Origin of the sequence: Mycobacterium vicinigordonae, assembly GCF_013466425.1 — a bacterium.
Classification (GTDB): domain Bacteria; phylum Actinomycetota; class Actinomycetes; order Mycobacteriales; family Mycobacteriaceae; genus Mycobacterium; species Mycobacterium vicinigordonae.
In genome coordinates this window covers 4,052,609-4,069,580 of the sequence record NZ_CP059165.1, presented here as the reverse complement: position 1 = coordinate 4,069,580, position 16,972 = coordinate 4,052,609, and the positions used below count along the sequence as shown (strand labels likewise).

Here is a 16,972-nt window from a genome sequence, read left to right as displayed (position 1 = left end):
GTCACGGTAGCGCCGATCGAGCTTGCTCGGCTCGCAAGACGCTCAGCGAGAACGTTCAGAGACCAGCGACTGACTTGTCGACGTCAGAGTTCGATCGCATGTATCCGCTGGCCTCACAGACGCACAATTGCGTGACGTCGTTGGCCCGGCGCCGCAAAGACGTGTCCTGCCTGCGCCTCAAGTGCTGTGCGTAGACCTTGTCGCGCTGGTTCTGGGAGAAGGCCAGGTCGAGGTTCACCGGCAATCCCGCCCAAGAGATCTGGGGGTTGCTGTCGTCGGTTTGCCGCGAACCGCAGTGCAGCGGACAGGCGGGGTTTGGCGCTGCTCCCTTGGAACCGTCAGACTTGCGACCCACGAAAACGCCCCTTCCGTGCGAGTGCGTATTCCAATGGGTGAATCGTGCGACCGTCATGTTTCAGCAAACGTCGTGCGACGTTTCCGCCGTATTACAGATTGCCGATCTCGTCCTCAGTAAACGTCGCGGCGATAGCGCTTATCCGCGCCGAGCTCTCGGACGAAATCGCCGGCCGCGTCGGGGCTGAGTTTGCCGTGCTCGGCCGCGATGTCGCGGATCGCCTGATCGACGTCCTTTGCCATCGGGTTCGCGCTGCCGCAAACATAGAGGTGAGCTCCGTCCTGAAGCCATCGCCACAGTTGCGCACCGCGTTTGCGCATCAGGTGCTGCACGTAAATTTTGTCCCGCTGGTCTCGCGAGAACGCCAGGTCTAGCTCAGTGAGCAGTCCGTCGGCATGCATCGCCTGGATTTCGTCGCGGTAGTAGAAGTCGGTGGCCGCGTGCTGCTCGCCGAAGAACAGCCAGTTGGGGCCGGTGTGGCCGAGCGCACGACGCTCCTGCAGGAAGCCGCGAAACGGGGCAATCCCGGTGCCGGGCCCGATCATGATCATGGGTATCTGCGGATCGCTGGGAGGCCGGAAGTTCGTCGAGGTCCGCACGTAGACGGCGATCCGGTCGCGGGGGGAGCGGTCGGCGAGATACGTGGAACACACCCCGCGCCGTGCGACGCCGCGGAAGTTGTACCGTACCGGCGAAACCGTCAGGTGCACTTCGCCGGGGTGCTCCTTGGGGCTGGAGGAGATTGAATAGAGCCGGGGCTGAAGCGGTTTGAGGATGGCCAGCCATTCGTCCGTGGATGCCGCGACGGGTGCCTCGGCGAGCAGGTCGACCGACTGACGCCCCCACGACCAATCCGCCAGTTGCACTTTGTTTTCCGGCTTCATCAGCTCGGCCAGTTGTTCGGCGGCATCAGCATCGACCGTGCGTTGCCGCACGAACCGCAGCAGGTCGCGGCTGATGTGGGCGATCTCGAACCGCTCGGTTAGCGCGGAGCGCAACGACATCGGCCCGTGGTCGGCGACGTGAACTTCGGCATCACCGTCCAACCGGGTCATGGTCAGCCACTCGTCGACGAACTCGGGGTTGTTGCGTGGCCAGACTCCCAGTGCGTCGCCGGCTTCGTAGCTGATTGATTCCTCCGACAAGTCAAACACCAGCTGCCGCACATCTTTTGCCGAGTCGGGTCTACTCAGGGTGGTGTTGCGGATCAGGTCGGTTACCAGCGGGCACTTTCTGGAGTACTGCGGGTCCCCGCCGGCGGGACTAGCCGGCGTCCCCACACCTGCCGGTGCGGTGGCAATCGTGGCGGCAGTGCCGGTCAACTTTCCCAATATGTCATCGAGCCAGCGGGCTGCGGTTTCTTGGTAATCGGGTTCGCAGTCGGCGCGGGCCGTGATGCGGGTCGCGCCGAGTTCGGCGAGGCGGTCGTCGAGTTTTCGCCCGTACCCGCAGAAGTCGTCGTAATTGGAGTCACCCAACGCCAGTACGGCATAGCGGACGCCGGCCAGGCGCGGCGCGTCTGCCGCCGACAGCGCCCGCCATAGGCCGACGGCGTTGTCGGGCGGGTCGCCGTCGCCGGTGGTGCTGGTGATCAGTAGCAGTTCAGCTGTGCTCGGTAGCCGCTCCGGCGGGAATTCATCCATGGGGTGCAGCGCGGCCGGTAGCGCGGCGTCACGCAGTCGCGCGGCTACGTCGGCGGCGAGATCCTCGGCGTTGCCGGTTTGAGATGCCCACAACACTGGTATCGAGGTGCGTTCGGGTTCGACCGCGGCTTCCTCGGCCGCCGGGCTGCGAGCTAACACGCCGGCGAGAACTCCGTCCAGCCACATCCGGGTGCGCTCGTCGAATGGGGCGCTGGCCGGCAGGGTGGGTGCGCGGTCCAACACCGGTCCGCTGTTCAGACGTAGGCCGGCGAACATTCCGGCCAGGTAGGCACGGCCGCCCGCGTCGAATTGCGGGGTGGGTTCGCTCGCCACGCCGAGGAATTCGGCAATCGCGTCGATTCGGGTCAGGCCTGGGTTCGAATCGGGTACACCGGTCGCCGAAGGTGCCGGTTGCCGCGCCGTGGCTTCAACCTTGCACAAGGTAACCGCGCAAGCCTTGTACTCCGGTTGGTGCGACACCGGGTCGACAGCGTCGTTGGTGACGGCGTTGATCGAAAGGTATTCGCCGAAGGCATCATTCCAGTGGAAGGGTGCGAAGCAGTTACCCGGCAGCACCCGATCCGTGAGGACGGCAGGCAGTACGGCGCGGCCGCGGCGAGAGGCGACCTCCACCTGGTCACCGTCGCAGATCTGCAGGCGCGCAGCGTCTTCGGGATGGATTTCGACGAACGGACCCGGGTTGAGCTTGTTCAGCTTGGCGACCTTGCCGGTCTTGGTCATGGTGTGCCACTGATGCGGCAGTCGTCCGGTGTTGAGCAGCAACGGGTAGTCGGCGTCGGGCATCTCCTCGGGCAGCAGGTGCGGGCGGGCGAAGAAGACGGCGCGTCCGTCCGGCGTCGGGAAGGCGAGTCGGGGCACGTGGCCGTCCTCACGGGTGACCCGGCTTTGGCTGATGCCATCGTTGAGGTAGCGGATCGGGTTCCGGTGGTTGTCCGCGTCTGGTGGACACGGCCATTGCACGGGCGTCTGGCGCAGTCTTTTGTAACTGATACCACGAATGTCATAGCCGGTCTTGGGATTCGAGAAGCCCTTGATTTCTTCGAACACTTGCTCCGCCGAGGCGTAGCCGAAGCCATCGGAATATCCCATCGCGCAGGCGATCCGGTCGATTATTTGCCAGTCCGGCAGCGCCTGTCCCGGCGGATCGACCGCCTGCTGGAACAGGGTTAGGTTGCGCTCGGAATTAACCATCACCCCTTCGGATTCGGTCCACAGCGCGGCCGGCAGCAACACGTCGGCATACTCGTTGGTCTCGGTCTGCAGAAATGCGTCCTGGGTGATCACCAGTTCGGCCTGGTCCAGACCGGCCAGTACCGTCTTGCGGTTAGCGACGGTAGCAACGGGGTTGGTGCAAATGATCCAGCATGCCTTGATCTGGCCGACAGCCATGCGCGAGAACATGTCGATCACGCCGGCACTGACGTCGGTGCGTAGCGAACCGCGGGGGATGCCCCACTTGTCCTCGGTGAACTCGCGGTCTTCGGCACAGGTGATTGAGCGCTGGCCGGGCAGTCCCGGTCCCATGTAGCCCATTTCGCGCCCACCCATCGCGTTGGGCTGGCCGGTCAGGGAGAAGGGACCGCTGCCGGTCCGGCAGATCGCGCCGGTAGCCAGGTGCAGATTGCAGATCGCGTTGGTGTTCCAGGTGCCGTGAGTGCTCTGGTTGAGTCCCATAGTCCAGCAGCTGACCCAGTTGGTAGCCGCACCGATCCAGCGTGCCGCGGTGCGGATGTCTTCGGCTGGGATGCCGGTGATTTCACTGACCGTGTCGACGGTGAACTGCTCGAGAAAGCTGGGCATCACCTCCCAGCCAGTGGTGAATTCGTTGATGAATTCGGTGTCGATGTCTCCGTTCTCGACGATCAGTTGCAGCAAACCGTTGAGCAGTGCGAGGTCTGTGCCGGGAGCGATCTGCATGAACAGGTCGGCCTTGGCCGCGGTTGCGGTGCGCCGCGGGTCGACGACGATCAGCTTGGCCCCTGCCTTGACTCGTTCCATCATGCGCAGGTACAGAATCGGGTGGCAGTCGGCCATGTTGGCCCCGGTGACGAAGAAGACGTCGGCGTGTTCGAAATCCTGGTAGGAGCCCGGCGGGCCGTCAGCACCCAGCGACAATTTGTAGCCGGAACTGGCGCCGGCCATGCACAATCGCGAGTTCGACTCGATCTGGTTGGTGCCGATGAATCCCTTGGTCAGCTTGTTGGCCAGGTACTGCGCCTCCAGCGACATCTGCCCGGACACATAAAGGGCGATGGCGTCCGGTCCGTGCTCGTCGATGATGGCCCGTAACCGTTGCGCGGCGTGGCTTATCGCGGCGTCGGTGTCCACGCATTCCAGGGGCTGGCCGCGCTCGGGCCGCAGGTAGCCCGTCTCGGCGCGACCTGATGCGCTCAGGAAGTCTGCAGTGGTTGCGCCCTTTGTGCACAACCGGCCGAAGTTCGCTGGATGATCTTCGCGACCAATCGTTTTCGAGATCGAGCGGTTGTGACTCGGCTTGCTTTGGACACTCGTTGTGACCTGCAACACCATTCCGCATCCAACGCCGCAGTAGGCGCACACGGTGTTGACGGCTTCACCGCTGCCCGTCGCCCCCTGCCCCCTGCCCACGCCGGATGTCCTTTCGATCATTTGCCCGGTGTTGCGCGCAATAGTGCGTCAACGATGTTTCGGCCCACCACGCACGAGGTTTCATCCGTTTTACGGTCTGCTCCCAGCCCAGGTGTATGGCTGTGCGGAGCGGGAAGCTGGCGGGCAACAGCGTGATTCCCACCGGTCGGACGGATGGTCGCTGCCTGCGTTGCCAGCGCTGTCGAGGCTACCTTTGACCGAGCCGTCTTCAAGGCCTTCACCTGCGGTTTAACGAAACCTGACGGACATTCACAGGTCGCGTCCAGCCGAGCCGTCGGCTGCCGACGCGGCTGCGGTGAGGCCCTTCGCTAAGCTCGCGACGTGCGTCGGCGGTTCGTCACGGTGTTGGTCATCCTCGGGTTGGTGGCCGCAGGGTGCGGTGACAAACCGCGCGCCGCAGCACCGGCGAAGCCTGACAACTGCAAGGAATCCGACGGCCCGACCGCCGACACGGTGCGCCGGGCCATCGCCGCCGTCCCGGTCGAGGTGCCCGGGTCGAGTTGGGTGGAGATCGCGCGCGGCCATACCCGCAAGTGCCGACTGTATTGGGTGCAGATCATCCCCACCCTTGCTTCCGAATCGACCCCGCAGCAGCTTCTGTTCTTCGACCACAACCGACCGCTGGGTTCACCTACCCCGAACCCGAAGCCCTATATCGCCGTGCTGGCTCCGGCCGACGACACCGTGACCGTCCAATACCGTTGGCGTGTCGGCAAGGACGAGGAATGTTGTCCGACCGGCAACGGTACCGTGAAGTTCCAGATCGGGCCGGACGGCAACCTCAAAGCACTGGGGTCGATCCCGCATCAATAGCCCGCTTAGTCGCCCGCAGGACAGATTACGTTGGGGCGCAGGCGAAAAAGCTGCCGGACTCAGTCCGGCAGGTTCTCCGGATGCAGCATTTCGGCGTAGCGCAACGGCTCGGGGATGCCGAACCCGTCGACGAGTGTCCTGGCGTGCGGGCGCAGCACCCGGCATCGATCGTTGATGCCTCGGGTGACGGCCTTGGCCCGTTCGGTCGACAGGTACGTGTGCTCGATGAACCACGCCTTGTCTTCTTCGATCACCGACAGCGCATACAAGTCGCAGACCACGCCAAGAAGTTCGCGGGCCTCGTCGTCCGGGCAGGCCTCGATCCCGGCGACGAACGCCTCCAACACGACGCGGTCGATGTGCGCCTGCGCAGCGTGCAACACGTGATCCTGCACCGCGTTGAAGGCGTCGAATTCTGACATCTCCTTGGACTTACCCTGCAACCGCCGCGCGACCGACGACAGCAAGTAGTCCTCGCGGTCTTCGAACATCTTGACTTGGGTTCCGCGGTTGAACAGGCTGCCTTCCTCTTCGCTGTCCTGCCGCGAGTCGATGATCCGCTGCATAATCGCTTCGGCCGCAGTGCGTTTCATGACACGATCGCCGACCGTGTTGGCCGCGAACCGGACCCATTCCACTGGGCTCATGCTCTTGATGTCGTCGGCGTAGGCGGTGAGCAACTCCTTGGCCACCAATTGTGTCAGTACGTGGTTGTCACCCTCGAAGGTCGTGAACACGTCGGTGTCGGCACGCAGTGCGATCAACCGGTTCTCGGCCATGTAGCCCGCGCCGCCACACGCTTCGCGGGCCTCCTGGATAGCCCGTGAAGCATGCCAGGTGTTGGCCGCCTTCAAACCCGCCGCACGCGCCTCCAGCTCACGCTGCTCGTCGGCGTCCACGACATCGGAGGTTTGCAGGTCGTGGCATTTGGAGACCAGTTCGTTCTGCGCGAACTGCAGCGCATAGGAACGTGCGATCAACGGAAACAGTCGCCGTTGGTGCACCAGGTAGTCCATGATCAGGACTTCGCCAGCGTCGCCGGGTGCCTCGAACTGCCTGCGCTGCAATGCATATCGCGTTGCGATGTCCAATGCGACACGTGCGGCGTTGCCGGCGCTGCCGCCGACGGTCACCCGGCCGCGAATCAACGTGCCGATCATCGTGAAAAATCGCCGGTTGGGGTTGTCGATCGGCGAGCTGTAGGTGCCGTCCTCGGCGACATCGCCATACTTGTTCAGCAGGTTCACCCGGGGAACCCGGACGTGGTCAAACATGATGCGTCCGTTGTCGACGCCCGGCAGGCCACCCTTGTAGTGACAGTCCGACGTGGTCACCCCTGGCAGATCGTTGCCGTCCGCATCCCGGATCGGCACCAACAAGCAGTGCACTCCGTGGTTGACCGGCTCGCCGTCCTCATGGGTGATCAGCTGTGCGAAAACCGCTGCAATGGTGGCGGTTTCAGCGGCCCCGCCGATGTAGTCCTTGCGGGCCGTCGGGGTTTCCGAGTGCACCACGAATTCCTGGGTCTCGGCGTCGTAGGTCGCCGTCGTCTCCAGGGACTGGACGTCGCTGCCGTGCCCGGTCTCGGTCATCGCGAAACAGCCCAGCAGGTCCAAGGTGATGATGTCCTGGATATAGCCGCTGTGACGGTCGGTGCCCAGATTCTCAACCGCACCGCCGAACAGCCCCCACTGCACACCGGCTTTGACCATCAGGGACAGATCCGACATCGCCAGCATCTCGATCATCGTGACCGCGGCGCCGACGTCGCCAGTGCCGCCGTGCTCTTTTCGGAAGCCTTCATCGGAGATGCCGGCCGACGCCATCAGCTGCATCTGTTCGGCCACCTTGGCCCGGGCGATCACGGTGTTGGGTGTGTAGTGCGGGCGGAACGCCTCGCCGCTGAGCGCTTTCCGCGTCTGGTTCTTCACGTCACGCCAACGTCCGTCCAGCGCGTCACGCAGATGCTCGGCAGTGCTCTTATTTCCTGGCGCCATTCCCCGACCGTAACCCGTTCCGCACGCTGCTGAAACCTAGTGGGCCCCATCGACCCCGCTGTGTCGTGGAATCATCGAGATAGCACGGCGACGGAGAGAGCTGCAATGCCGCAATACCTGGCCGCACTCATGGTGGTGCTGTTGATCGGCACCGTGGTGGGCAGAGTCCTGGTGCTGAAACGATCTGATACCCGGGCGATGCATTTCGGAAAGCTCGACAACAGTGACTTCGCGATCCCGCCGGTGGCGCTGTTCTACTTCTATACGATCTTCGCCGCCGCTTTCGGTTGGCCCATGGTCAGCCGGCAACGGTTCTTTCATTCCACGGTCGTCTCCTGGATCGGCCTGGCGTTGTGTGCGATCGCGCTCGCGGTGCTGGTGGGCAGCCTGGTGTCGTTCGGCCGGAGTTTCCGGGTGGGCATCGACGTGGATGCGCCCGGCCGGTTGGTCACCACCGGCATCTTCGCGGTCAGCCGCAATCCGATCTATGTCGGTTTTTTCCTGTTCTTGGTCGGCCAGTTTCTGGTGTTCCCCAACTGGGTTCCGCTGTTCTATCTGGCCGCCGGCACCTGGTTGTTCCATCGGCAGGTGTTGCGTGAAGAGGAATTTCTCCGACGGCAGTACCGACGGGAGTTCGACGAGTACTGCAGCCGGGTTCGCCGCTACGTCTGAGACGTCCCTCGCGGCCGCAACCGATACCTCACAAACCCGGCCCACGCTGCGGCCAAGGCGGCCAGGACGAGCATGTCGAACACCCACCAACCCGAGTAATGGGTCCACACAGCGTTCTGCTCGGCCAGTTTGTCCGCCCGGCGCAGGTCGACGGTGGACGCGGCGGCCGCGAACCCCCACTGGGCCGGGACGAACCACGAGACCTGGTCGTAACCCCACGTGCCGACAAGCGACACCAAACCCCCGGCGAACAGCAACGACGCGAGGAGCGCCGGAACCAGCAGCGGCAAGACTTCCTTGAGCGACCTGCCGACCGACGACAACGCCAACCCCACGATCGCCGAGGCGACACCCGTCGCGGCCACGCTGACATAGAGCTCGACGTCGGCATTCCCGAGCAGCACGGCACCATGCCGGGGACCACCTTTGCCGACGATGACGATGGCGGTCAGGACCGCCGCCTGCGCGGCCGCGATGATCCCGAACACGGCGATCTTGGCAAGCAGATATGCCGTTGCGGAAAGCCCGAGCTGCTGTTCGCGCCGAAACACCCGGCGCTCGGTGACCAGGGCACCGATGGTGGCCAACGTCCCCATCACCACCGCGGCGAAGTTCATCGCGGCCAGGATCTCGATGGCTTGATGTGTGTTGGTCGACGACGGGGCAGCCCGGCCGAACCCAAACTGCCCCGGGATCAGCAGCGTCAAGGCGCCCAGCGCGAACGGCAGGAGCAACAGAAGAAGTAGGTAGACCGGGCTGGTCGCCAAGATCCGGAGCTGCCGGCGGGCCACCATCCTGAATTGTTGGCCGAAGGTGAGGGCGGGCGGAATCCGGTTCACAGTGGTGACCGACGGCGGAGTCGGCGATTCCGACGCCTGCTGGCGGTTCATAAATGCGTTATAGGCGCCGTTCGGGTCGTGAGTGATCCTGGCGAATATCTCGCGCCAATCGGTGCTGCCCAGCGCCGCTTCGATGTGCGAGGGGGGGCCGGCGAACGCCAACCTGCCAGCGGGAGTCAGCACCAGTACCTGGTCGCACATGTTGAGGTGGGCCAGCGATGCGGGTGACGTCACAGCCATGATGACCACGCAACCGAGGTCGGCTTGACGCCGCAGCAGTCCCATGACGTGGCTTTCCTGTCGCGGTTCCAACCCTGCGCCGGGTTCGTCGACCACGAGCAGCGTCGGCCTAGCCAGAAGTTCGGCCGCGAGCGCGGCGCATCGACGCACTTCGGGGGGCAGCTTGGACACCCTGGTCTTGCGGTGCTGCGTCAATTCCAACTCGTCGAGAATCTGCTCAAGAAAGCGTGCGCGATTTTCGACGGTCGTGCCGGGTGGCAACCGCAGTTCGGCTGCGTATCGCAGGGCGTTTTCGACACTGAGGTTCGGTTGCACTCGATTGTCGCGGGGAACCGCTCCGATGCGGGATCGATAGGGTCCGGGCTCGCCGTACACGTCGTGGCCGTCGACGGTCAACATGCCGGTGCTTGGGACTCGGCCTCCGGCGAGCAGGCCGGACAACGCAAAGTTGCGGGCCGCGGAGGGGCCGACGACGGCGATCAAGGCTCCCGGGCGCGTCGTGAACGAGATGTCTGCGAGCACTTCGTGACCGTCGACGGTGAGGCCCAGCTGGTAAGCCGCTACGCCGACGGTCCGGGCGTCCGGCTGCAGCGGCAGGCGGTTGGTTTGAGGCGGAAGTTCGTCTGGCCCGGTGGGGCCCGGGGTTTCCGGCGGGCGGCGCATGCCTTCGGCTACTCGCGCCAGCACACCCTTGGGCTGCGGGTCTGCCGTAACCGGAGGCGGTGCCTCAGGCGTCGGGGTCGCGGGCGGTGTGGATACGTACCGGAACGGCTTGGTCGGCCGCTCCAGGGGTGAGGGCTCGATCGGCATTTGTTCGAGCGGTACCGCGGGGATCTGCCGCGTCGCTGGCTCAATCGCCATGCGGCCGGTAGCCGGCTCCTCGGGCACCGTGGGCTGTGCGGGGATGCGGGTGGTTTGTGGGTCTGGGGGGTGGGTGTCGGTCGTCGGCTGTGCGGGGATGCGGGTGGTTTTCGGCTCAGGGGGGTGGGTGTCGGTCGTCGGCTGCGCCGGGATGCGCGTCGTTTCCGGCTCCGGTGCTTTGTTTTCGTCTCGCCGTTCCCCTTCCGGCGCGGGCGATGGCCGTCGTCCCAGGGGATCGGTGGCGGAGGGGGGGAGGTCATCGGCGGCGGACACCTCGAAAGTCAACCGCGGACCTCGGCTGGGATCACCGACCGCGATCGTCAAGCCGTCCCGGATGTCGATTGTCGACATCCGGATCCCGTCCACGAAAAGACCGTGCTGAGTGCGGTCCACGGCAAGCCAGTGGGTCCCGGCGAAACGCAAAACCACATCGGGCGCTGGCTGTGCTGACCCGTCACCGGGTCCGCCGAGCCCGTCTCGATCCAGCCGGATATCGCAATGCCCGCCGTGGCCCACGATCACGTCGCGGCCCGGCGTGAAGAAGTACCGCAACGATCCGACCCAAACGGTCAACGGGGAAGCATCAGGTATGGCCGCCGCCTTTCAAGTCTCGGATGTCGAGTCGCGCACACCGGGGTCATCGGCACCCTGCGTCAAGTGTCTACCCACAGCGGCGGTCTATCCACCTTGCGGGCGTCCATCGTCAGACCGCGATCACAGGGTGTGACGGCCCGGTGCGGTCGCCGCATTTTCCAACAGCCGCCGCAATACTTCCACGGCATCGGCCAGCAGCTGGCGTTCGGCGGGGTCCAACCGGGCCAGCTGAGGTTCGATAGCCGCAGCCCGATCCCTACGCACCGCATTGAGCATGTGCAGTCCTTCCGGGGTGATCCGGATTCGGACTGCGCGCGCATCGCAGGGGTCGGCGGTACGTGCGACCAGGCCGGCGTCCTCCAGCCGGCGGACCTGGGTTGTCATCGTCGGTTGGGAACAGTGGTCGACGGCGGCCAGGTCGCCGATGCGTGCTTCACCCTGCGCGTCGATGGTTGCGAGCAGGCGGGCCTGGGCCGCGGGCAGCGGCATCTGGATGCGCTGGGTAGCCAGCCGATTCAGCCTCGCTACCACCGCCAGCAGGTCGGCGCCAAGGCCGTGGGGGACCTCGGCGTCATTTGCGGTCGCGGGCGAACTCATGCACTCATCGTTGCATAGCTTTGCTATGCGAGACCAGTCGTTGTGGCCGCCGCGTAAAAAGCCTAAGACAGCTATGTGCTGCATCGGCTCGGGTTCTGTGCCTGGCAGAATCGGTGAAGTGACCCCGCACGGCCCCCCGTCTTCGCACCATCGGGGTGGACCCCTGCAACCGAGCGAGTTGGCGCAAGCGTCGGTTATGGCGGCCCTGTGTGCGGTGACCGCAATCATCTCCGTCGTGGTGCCCTTTGCCGGGGGGATAGTCCTGCTGGGAACCGTGCCTGCGGGTCTGCTGGCTTACCGTTATCGGCTGCGGGTGCTGACCACCATGACCGTGGCCGCCGGGTTGATCGCTTTCCTCATCGCCGGGATGGGCGCTTTCATGGGCGTGATCCAAAGTGCGTACATCGGTGGTCTCACCGGCGTCGTCAAGCGCAGAGGACGGGGAACGCCGACGGTTGTCGTCACGTCTTTTATCGCTGGCGTGGTGTTCGCGGCCGGCAACGTCGGGGCGCTGGTGGCGTTGGTACGCCTGCGGCATCTAATGCGTGATGCCATCACGGCGAATGTCAACGGCCTGGCGTCGTTTCTGGGCCGGGTGCGCCTGGAGGGCATCGGGTTCTGGCTCAAAAGGGCATTCGCGTGGTCGCTGCACTATTGGCAGCCGGTGCTGTTCGGCATCGTGTTGCTGGGCGTTGTGGGCACCTCGTTGGTCGGCTGGTGGGCGTTGTCCCGGCTGCTGGAGCGGATGCGCGGCATCCCCGATGTGCACAAGCTTGACGCGCCGGCTGGCGACCACGACCGCGAAGCCCCCATCGGGCCGGTTCCGGTGCAGCTGACCGATGTGCGTTTCCGCTATCCCGGTGCCGACCAGGATGCGTTGCGCGAGCTCAGCATGGGGATTCGGGTCGGTGAACATGTGGCGATCACCGGTGCCAACGGTTCGGGAAAGACAACGTTGATGTTGGTTTTGGCCGGTCGAGAGCCGACCTCGGGCACCGTGCACCGCCCTGGCAGGGTGGGTCTGGGTGAACTGGGCGGTACGGCAATTGTCTTGCAGCACCCGGAAAGTCAGGTCCTGGGGACCCGTGTCGCCGACGACGTGGTGTGGGGCCTGCCGCCGGGCACTCAGATCGACGTCGGCACGTTGCTGCGCGAGGTCGGTCTCGAGGAACTCGCCGAACGCGACACCGGCAGCCTGTCCGGCGGGGAGTTACAGCGGCTTGCGCTGGCTGCCGCGCTGGCCCGTGAGCCGGCGCTGCTGATCGCCGACGAGGTCACCTCGATGGTCGACCAGCAGGGCCGCAATGGGTTGCTCAGCGTCCTGTCGGGTCTGACCAAACGGCATCGGACCGCGTTGGTGCACATCACGCACTACAGCAACGAGGCCGAATCAGCGGACCGCACAATCAAACTCAGTGATTCGCCGGACAACACCGGCATGGTCCAGAGCGCCGACGCCCCGGTGGGGGACGCCGACGAGGGAGATAGTCCGCATGCGCCGGCCCTCGAACTGATCGGTGTCGGCCACGAGTACGGAATTGGGACTCCGTGGGCAAAGACGGCGTTGCGCGACATTAACTTCGTTGTCGAGCAGGGTGACGGCGTTCTGATCCACGGGGGAAATGGTTCCGGCAAGTCGACACTGGCGTGGATCATGGCCGGTTTAACGACGCCGACCAGTGGTGTCTGCCTGCTGGATGGTCGGCCCACTCACGAACAGGTCGGTGCCGTGGCGTTGTCCTTCCAGGCGGCCCGGTTGCAGCTGATGCGTAGTCGGGTGGACCTGGAAGTGGCTTCGGCGGCTGGCTTTTCAGCCAAGGACGAAGACCGTGTCGTCGCGGCGCTTGGTGCCGTCGGGCTTGATCCCACCCTGGCCAAACGCAGCATTGACCAGCTCAGCGGCGGCCAGATGCGGCGGGTCGTGCTGGCCGGGCTCCTGGCGTGTTCGCCCAAGGCTCTGATCCTCGACGAGCCGCTGGCCGGGCTGGACGCAGCGAGCCAGGAAGGGCTGCTGCGACTGCTTGAGGATCTGCGCCGCGAGCGTGGCCTGACTGTAGTAGTCATCTCCCACGACTTCGCCGGGATGGAGGCGCTGTGCCCGCGCACCTTGCACCTGCGCGACGGTGTCCTGGAGTCGGTGTCGGCGCCCGCGGTACCGGGAACGGGGCCGGCGTCATGACCGTCGCGTCAAGGTCGGATCGGCGGCAGACACGGAAAGCGGGACGGCCGGTCGTCCTGCTGGTTCCGGTGCCAGGTGGATCGCCGATTCATGACTTGTGGGCCGGCACCAAGCTCCTCGTGGTCTTTGCCATTTCCGCGCTGCTGGCGTTCTACCCCGGCTGGGTGACGATCGCTTTCATGTCGGCATTGGTGGTGGCGGCGATCTGGATCGCCCGCATTCCGCGGGGTGCCCTGCCGTCGATACCCCGCTGGTTGTGGATTGTGTTGGCGCTTGGCGGAATTACCGCTGCTCTGGCCGGCGGCAGTCCGCTGATATCCGTGGACGGCATCGAGGTGGGACTCGGCGGCTTGTTGAACTTCCTGCGGATCACCACCCTGACCGTGTTGCTGCTGGCCTTGGGTGGTCTGGTGTCATTCACCACCAACGTCGCCGAAATAGGCCCCGCCGTAGCCACTTTGGGCCGGCCGTTGCGGCTGCTGCGGTTGCCGGTTGACGAATGGGCCGTGGCGCTGGCACTCGCACTGCGCGCGTTCCCGATGCTTATCGACGAATTCCAGGTGCTCAACGCGGCGCGGCGGCTGCGCCCCAAGCGGATACCCAAGAGCCGCAAGGAGCGTCGTCAACAACGCCGGCTCGAGGTGATCGATTTACTAGCCGCTGCCATCAGCGTGACGTTGCGACGTGCCGACGAGATGGGTGACGCGATCACCGCCCGTGGCGGTACCGGACAGCTCTCGGCCAATCCGCGCCATCCCAAACTCGCCGACTGGATGACAATCGCGATCACCGTCGTGGCCGGCAGCGCGGGCATGGCGTTGCAAACGCTGCTCAACAGCTAAGACGTCACCGCATCCGGTCGATCAAATTCGACAACACCACGACGCTCTCACTGCGTTCGATGTCAGCGCTGGACCTGATGCGTTCGAGCGCGGTCTCCAGGTGCCGCATGTCGCGGGCTAGCACGTGCAGGATGGCGTCGGAAGTTCCGGTCACGGTCGCGGCGCTCACCACCTCGGGGATGTCCACCCACGCTGCCCGTAGCTCTTCGGGGGCGATGCGGCCGTGGCAAAACACCTGAACATAGGCCTCGGTGTTCCAGCCCAGCGCGTTGCGGTCGACGACCGTGGTGAAGGCCTTGATGACGCCGTTGTCGAGCAGCCGGTCGACGCGGCGTTTGACGGCCGGCGCAGACAGATTCACCTTCTGTCCGATCTCAGCGAACGTGGCGCGGGCATGTTCGGCCAGCTCGACGAGTATGCGCTCGTCGGTGTCGTCCATTCGTTCCATCTGTGACTGTCCCGTTTCTCACGCAATGAATCACCGAAATTTCTAGATTGGTGCAATATATCAACGGGTACACGACAAGTGTCGTTATTTACTTGCGCAATTGCAGGCAAATATAGTTGGTTGATGACAGATTTCCATGTCGATGCTGCGTCGCGGCGTGACGCCAAACCGCCGCCCGCGCGCACCCCCACGCTGCGGCGCTACGCGATGACTCCTCCCTCGTATTTCGCCGTCGAGTACGCGATCAATCCTTGGATGGACACCGCCACACCGGTGGACGTGGCGCGTGCGCAGTATCAGTGGGACCGACTTCGCGAAACGTATCTTCTCCTCGGTCATCAAGTGGAGGTGGTGGAGCCGGTACCTGGGCTGCCGGACATGGTCTATGCCGCCAACGGCGGATTCATCGTCGACGACATCGCGGTGGTCGCCCGGTTTCGGTTCGCCGAGCGCGCCGCGGAGTCAAGGGCTTACGCCGAATGGATGTCGGCGATCGGATACCGGCCGGTCTGGACCCGCCACGTCAACGAGGGCCAGGGCGACCTGTTGATGGTGGACGACATGGTATTGGCGGGCTACGGTTTCCGCACCGATCGTCGCGCTCACGCCGAGATCGCGTCGATGCTGCGGATGCCGGTAGTGTCCCTCGAATTGGTGGATCCGCGCTTCTACCACCTGGATACCGCGCTGGCCGTACTCGACGACCACAGCGTCGCCTACTATCCGCCGGCATTCAGTCCGACCGCACAGACCCAATTGCGTGCCTTGTTCCGCGACGCGATCATCGTCGGTACCGCCGACGCCTACCTGTTCGGGCTCAACGCCGTCTCCGACGGTCGCCACGTCGTACATCCTTCCGGGGCAAGGGGATTCGCGGAGCAACTGCGAGCCGCGGGCTTCGAGCCGATCGGCGTCGACCTGTCCGAATTGCTCAAGGGTGGCGGTTCGGTGAAGTGCTGCACGCTGGAGATACACCCGTGACGATTCTGGCGGACGACACCGCAATTGCCCTAGCCGAGAAGCATGTGGCGCACAATTATTCGCCGCTGCCGGTGGTGGCGGCCAGCGCCGAGGGTGCGTGGATCACCGACGTCGACGGGCGGCGCTACCTCGACTGCCTGGCCGCGTATTCGGCGGTCAACTTCGGTCACCGTCACCCTGAGATCATCGCGACCGCCCACGCACAGCTGGACAGGGTCACCTTGGTGAGTCGCGCCTTCCATTCGGATCGACTGGGGCCGTTCTGCGCGGAGTTGGCGCAACTGTGCGGCAAAGACGTGGTCTTGCCAATGAACTCGGGAGCCGAAGCGGTCGAAAGCGCACTGAAGGTCGCCCGCAAATGGGGCGTCGACGTCAAGGGCGTACCGACCGACCGCGCCAAAATTATTGTGGCGGACAACAACTTTCACGGCCGCACCATCAGTATCGTCAGCTTTTCCTCCGACCCGGTGGCGCGCGGCGGCTTCGGACCTTTCACTCCTGGCTTCTGTTCCGTGCCGTTCGGTGACACCGCGGCACTGGCCGCGGCGATCGACGACGACACCGTCGCCGTCCTGCTGGAGCCGATCCAGGGTGAGGCGGGCATCATCGTGCCGCCGGACGACTATTTGCCCGCCGTTCGGGCGCTGTGCCGCGGACGCAATGTGCTGATGATCGCCGACGAGATTCAGTCGGGCCTGGCTCGCACCGGCCACACCTTCGCGTGCGACCACTGGGGCGTGGTGCCCGACGTCTACCTGCTCGGCAAGGCGCTGGGCGGGGGCGTCGTGCCATTGTCGGCGGTGGTCGCCGACCGCGACATCCTGAGCGTACTGCACCCCGGTGAGCACGGATCGACATTCGGCGGCAACCCGCTAGCCGCCGCGATCGGCAGCACGGTCGTCACCATCTTGAATCGGGGTGAATTCCAGCATCGCTCAGCCGAATTGGGTACGCGGTTGCACCAAGGGCTCGCCACGCTGATCGGCCGCGGTGTGACGGCGGTGCGCGGGCTGGGGCTGTGGGCCGGAGTCGACATCGATCCGGCGCTGGGTTCGGGTAAGCAACTGAGTCTGCGGCTGGCCGAACGTGGCGTCCTGGTCAAGGACACCCATGAGTGGACGCTGCGGTTCGCGCCGCCGTTGGTGATCACCGCCGCGGAGATCGACTGGGTGGTGGGGCAGTTCGCCGCCGCGCTGCGGGAGGCTCATAATTAGCTGAGCTACCGACAGGAGGCGCAGTGCCGGCTAATTCGATCGGCCTCA

General features: G+C 64.8%; 12 protein-coding genes. 6 read left to right on the top strand and 6 right to left on the bottom strand.

The genetic code is table 11. The annotated features are described in order from the left end of the window. Positions 1 to 55: 55 nt before the first annotated feature. The gene (locus H0P51_RS18270; protein ID WP_180919286.1) at positions 56 to 355 is read right to left on the bottom strand and encodes a hypothetical protein; all 300 of its coding nucleotides are present in this window, start codon (positions 353 to 355) and stop codon (positions 56 to 58) included. Positions 356 to 468: 113 nt separating this feature from the next. Beyond that, positions 469 to 4,548 (bottom strand): bifunctional nitrate reductase/sulfite reductase flavoprotein subunit alpha, encoded by a 4,080-nt coding sequence (locus tag H0P51_RS18265; RefSeq protein ID WP_246398851.1) that lies wholly within the window; start codon positions 4,546 to 4,548, stop codon positions 469 to 471. A 420-nt stretch (positions 4,549 to 4,968) separates the two neighbouring features. On the opposite strand from H0P51_RS18265, the gene H0P51_RS18260 reads away from it, so the two are divergent. After that, entirely contained in the window at positions 4,969 to 5,460 is a 492-nt protein-coding gene (locus tag H0P51_RS18260; RefSeq protein WP_180914230.1) for an LppP/LprE family lipoprotein, read from the top strand. Between the two features lie 59 nt (positions 5,461 to 5,519). Here H0P51_RS18260 and H0P51_RS18255 read toward each other — a convergent pair whose 3' ends face one another. After that, on the bottom strand, positions 5,520 to 7,457 hold the full coding sequence (locus tag H0P51_RS18255; RefSeq protein WP_180914229.1) for an acyl-CoA dehydrogenase family protein: 1,938 nt from the start codon (positions 7,455 to 7,457) through the stop codon (positions 5,520 to 5,522). A 105-nt stretch (positions 7,458 to 7,562) separates the two neighbouring features. Between H0P51_RS18255 and H0P51_RS18250 the strand changes: the two genes are divergently transcribed. After that, positions 7,563 to 8,129: a methyltransferase family protein gene (locus H0P51_RS18250; protein WP_180914227.1), complete on the top strand. Its 567-nt coding sequence runs from the start codon at positions 7,563 to 7,565 to the stop codon at positions 8,127 to 8,129. Here H0P51_RS18250 and H0P51_RS18245 read toward each other — a convergent pair. Both H0P51_RS18245 and H0P51_RS18240 read right to left on the bottom strand, forming a co-directional pair. Then, positions 8,120 to 10,642: an ABC transporter permease gene (locus H0P51_RS18245; RefSeq protein WP_246398064.1), complete on the bottom strand. Its 2,523-nt coding sequence runs from the start codon at positions 10,640 to 10,642 to the stop codon at positions 8,120 to 8,122. The genes H0P51_RS18250 and H0P51_RS18245 overlap by 10 nt on opposite strands. Positions 10,643 to 10,783: 141 nt before the next feature. Beyond that, the gene (locus H0P51_RS18240) at positions 10,784 to 11,260 is read right to left on the bottom strand and encodes a MarR family winged helix-turn-helix transcriptional regulator (protein ID WP_180914225.1); all 477 of its coding nucleotides are present in this window, start codon (positions 11,258 to 11,260) and stop codon (positions 10,784 to 10,786) included. Between the two features lie 118 nt (positions 11,261 to 11,378). On the opposite strand from H0P51_RS18240, the gene H0P51_RS18235 reads away from it, so the two are divergent. Together H0P51_RS18235 and H0P51_RS18230 are read left to right on the top strand one after the other, a co-directional pair. Next, a complete protein-coding gene (locus H0P51_RS18235; RefSeq protein ID WP_246398062.1) occupies positions 11,379 to 13,439 on the top strand; it encodes an ATP-binding cassette domain-containing protein in 2,061 nt (686 codons plus the stop codon). Then, complete coding sequence (locus H0P51_RS18230; RefSeq protein WP_180914222.1) at positions 13,436 to 14,281, top strand: energy-coupling factor transporter transmembrane protein EcfT; 846 nt, start codon at positions 13,436 to 13,438, stop codon at positions 14,279 to 14,281. The genes H0P51_RS18235 and H0P51_RS18230 overlap by 4 nt, the downstream gene beginning before the upstream one ends. A gap of 4 nt (positions 14,282 to 14,285) precedes the next feature. Here the strand turns inward: H0P51_RS18230 and H0P51_RS18225 are convergent, their stop codons facing one another. Beyond that, positions 14,286 to 14,729, bottom strand: a complete 444-nt coding sequence (locus H0P51_RS18225; RefSeq protein ID WP_180914220.1) for an Rv2324 family transcriptional regulator — start codon at positions 14,727 to 14,729, stop codon at positions 14,286 to 14,288. Positions 14,730 to 14,852: 123 nt separating this feature from the next. Between H0P51_RS18225 and ddaH the strand changes: the two genes are divergently transcribed. After that, entirely contained in the window at positions 14,853 to 15,710 is an 858-nt protein-coding gene (gene ddaH, locus H0P51_RS18220; RefSeq protein WP_180914219.1) for a dimethylargininase, read from the top strand. Then, positions 15,707 to 16,924: an ornithine--oxo-acid transaminase gene (rocD, locus tag H0P51_RS18215; RefSeq protein ID WP_246398061.1), complete on the top strand. Its 1,218-nt coding sequence runs from the start codon at positions 15,707 to 15,709 to the stop codon at positions 16,922 to 16,924. Before ddaH ends, rocD begins: the two co-directional genes overlap by 4 nt. Positions 16,925 to 16,972: the final 48 nt, after the last annotated feature.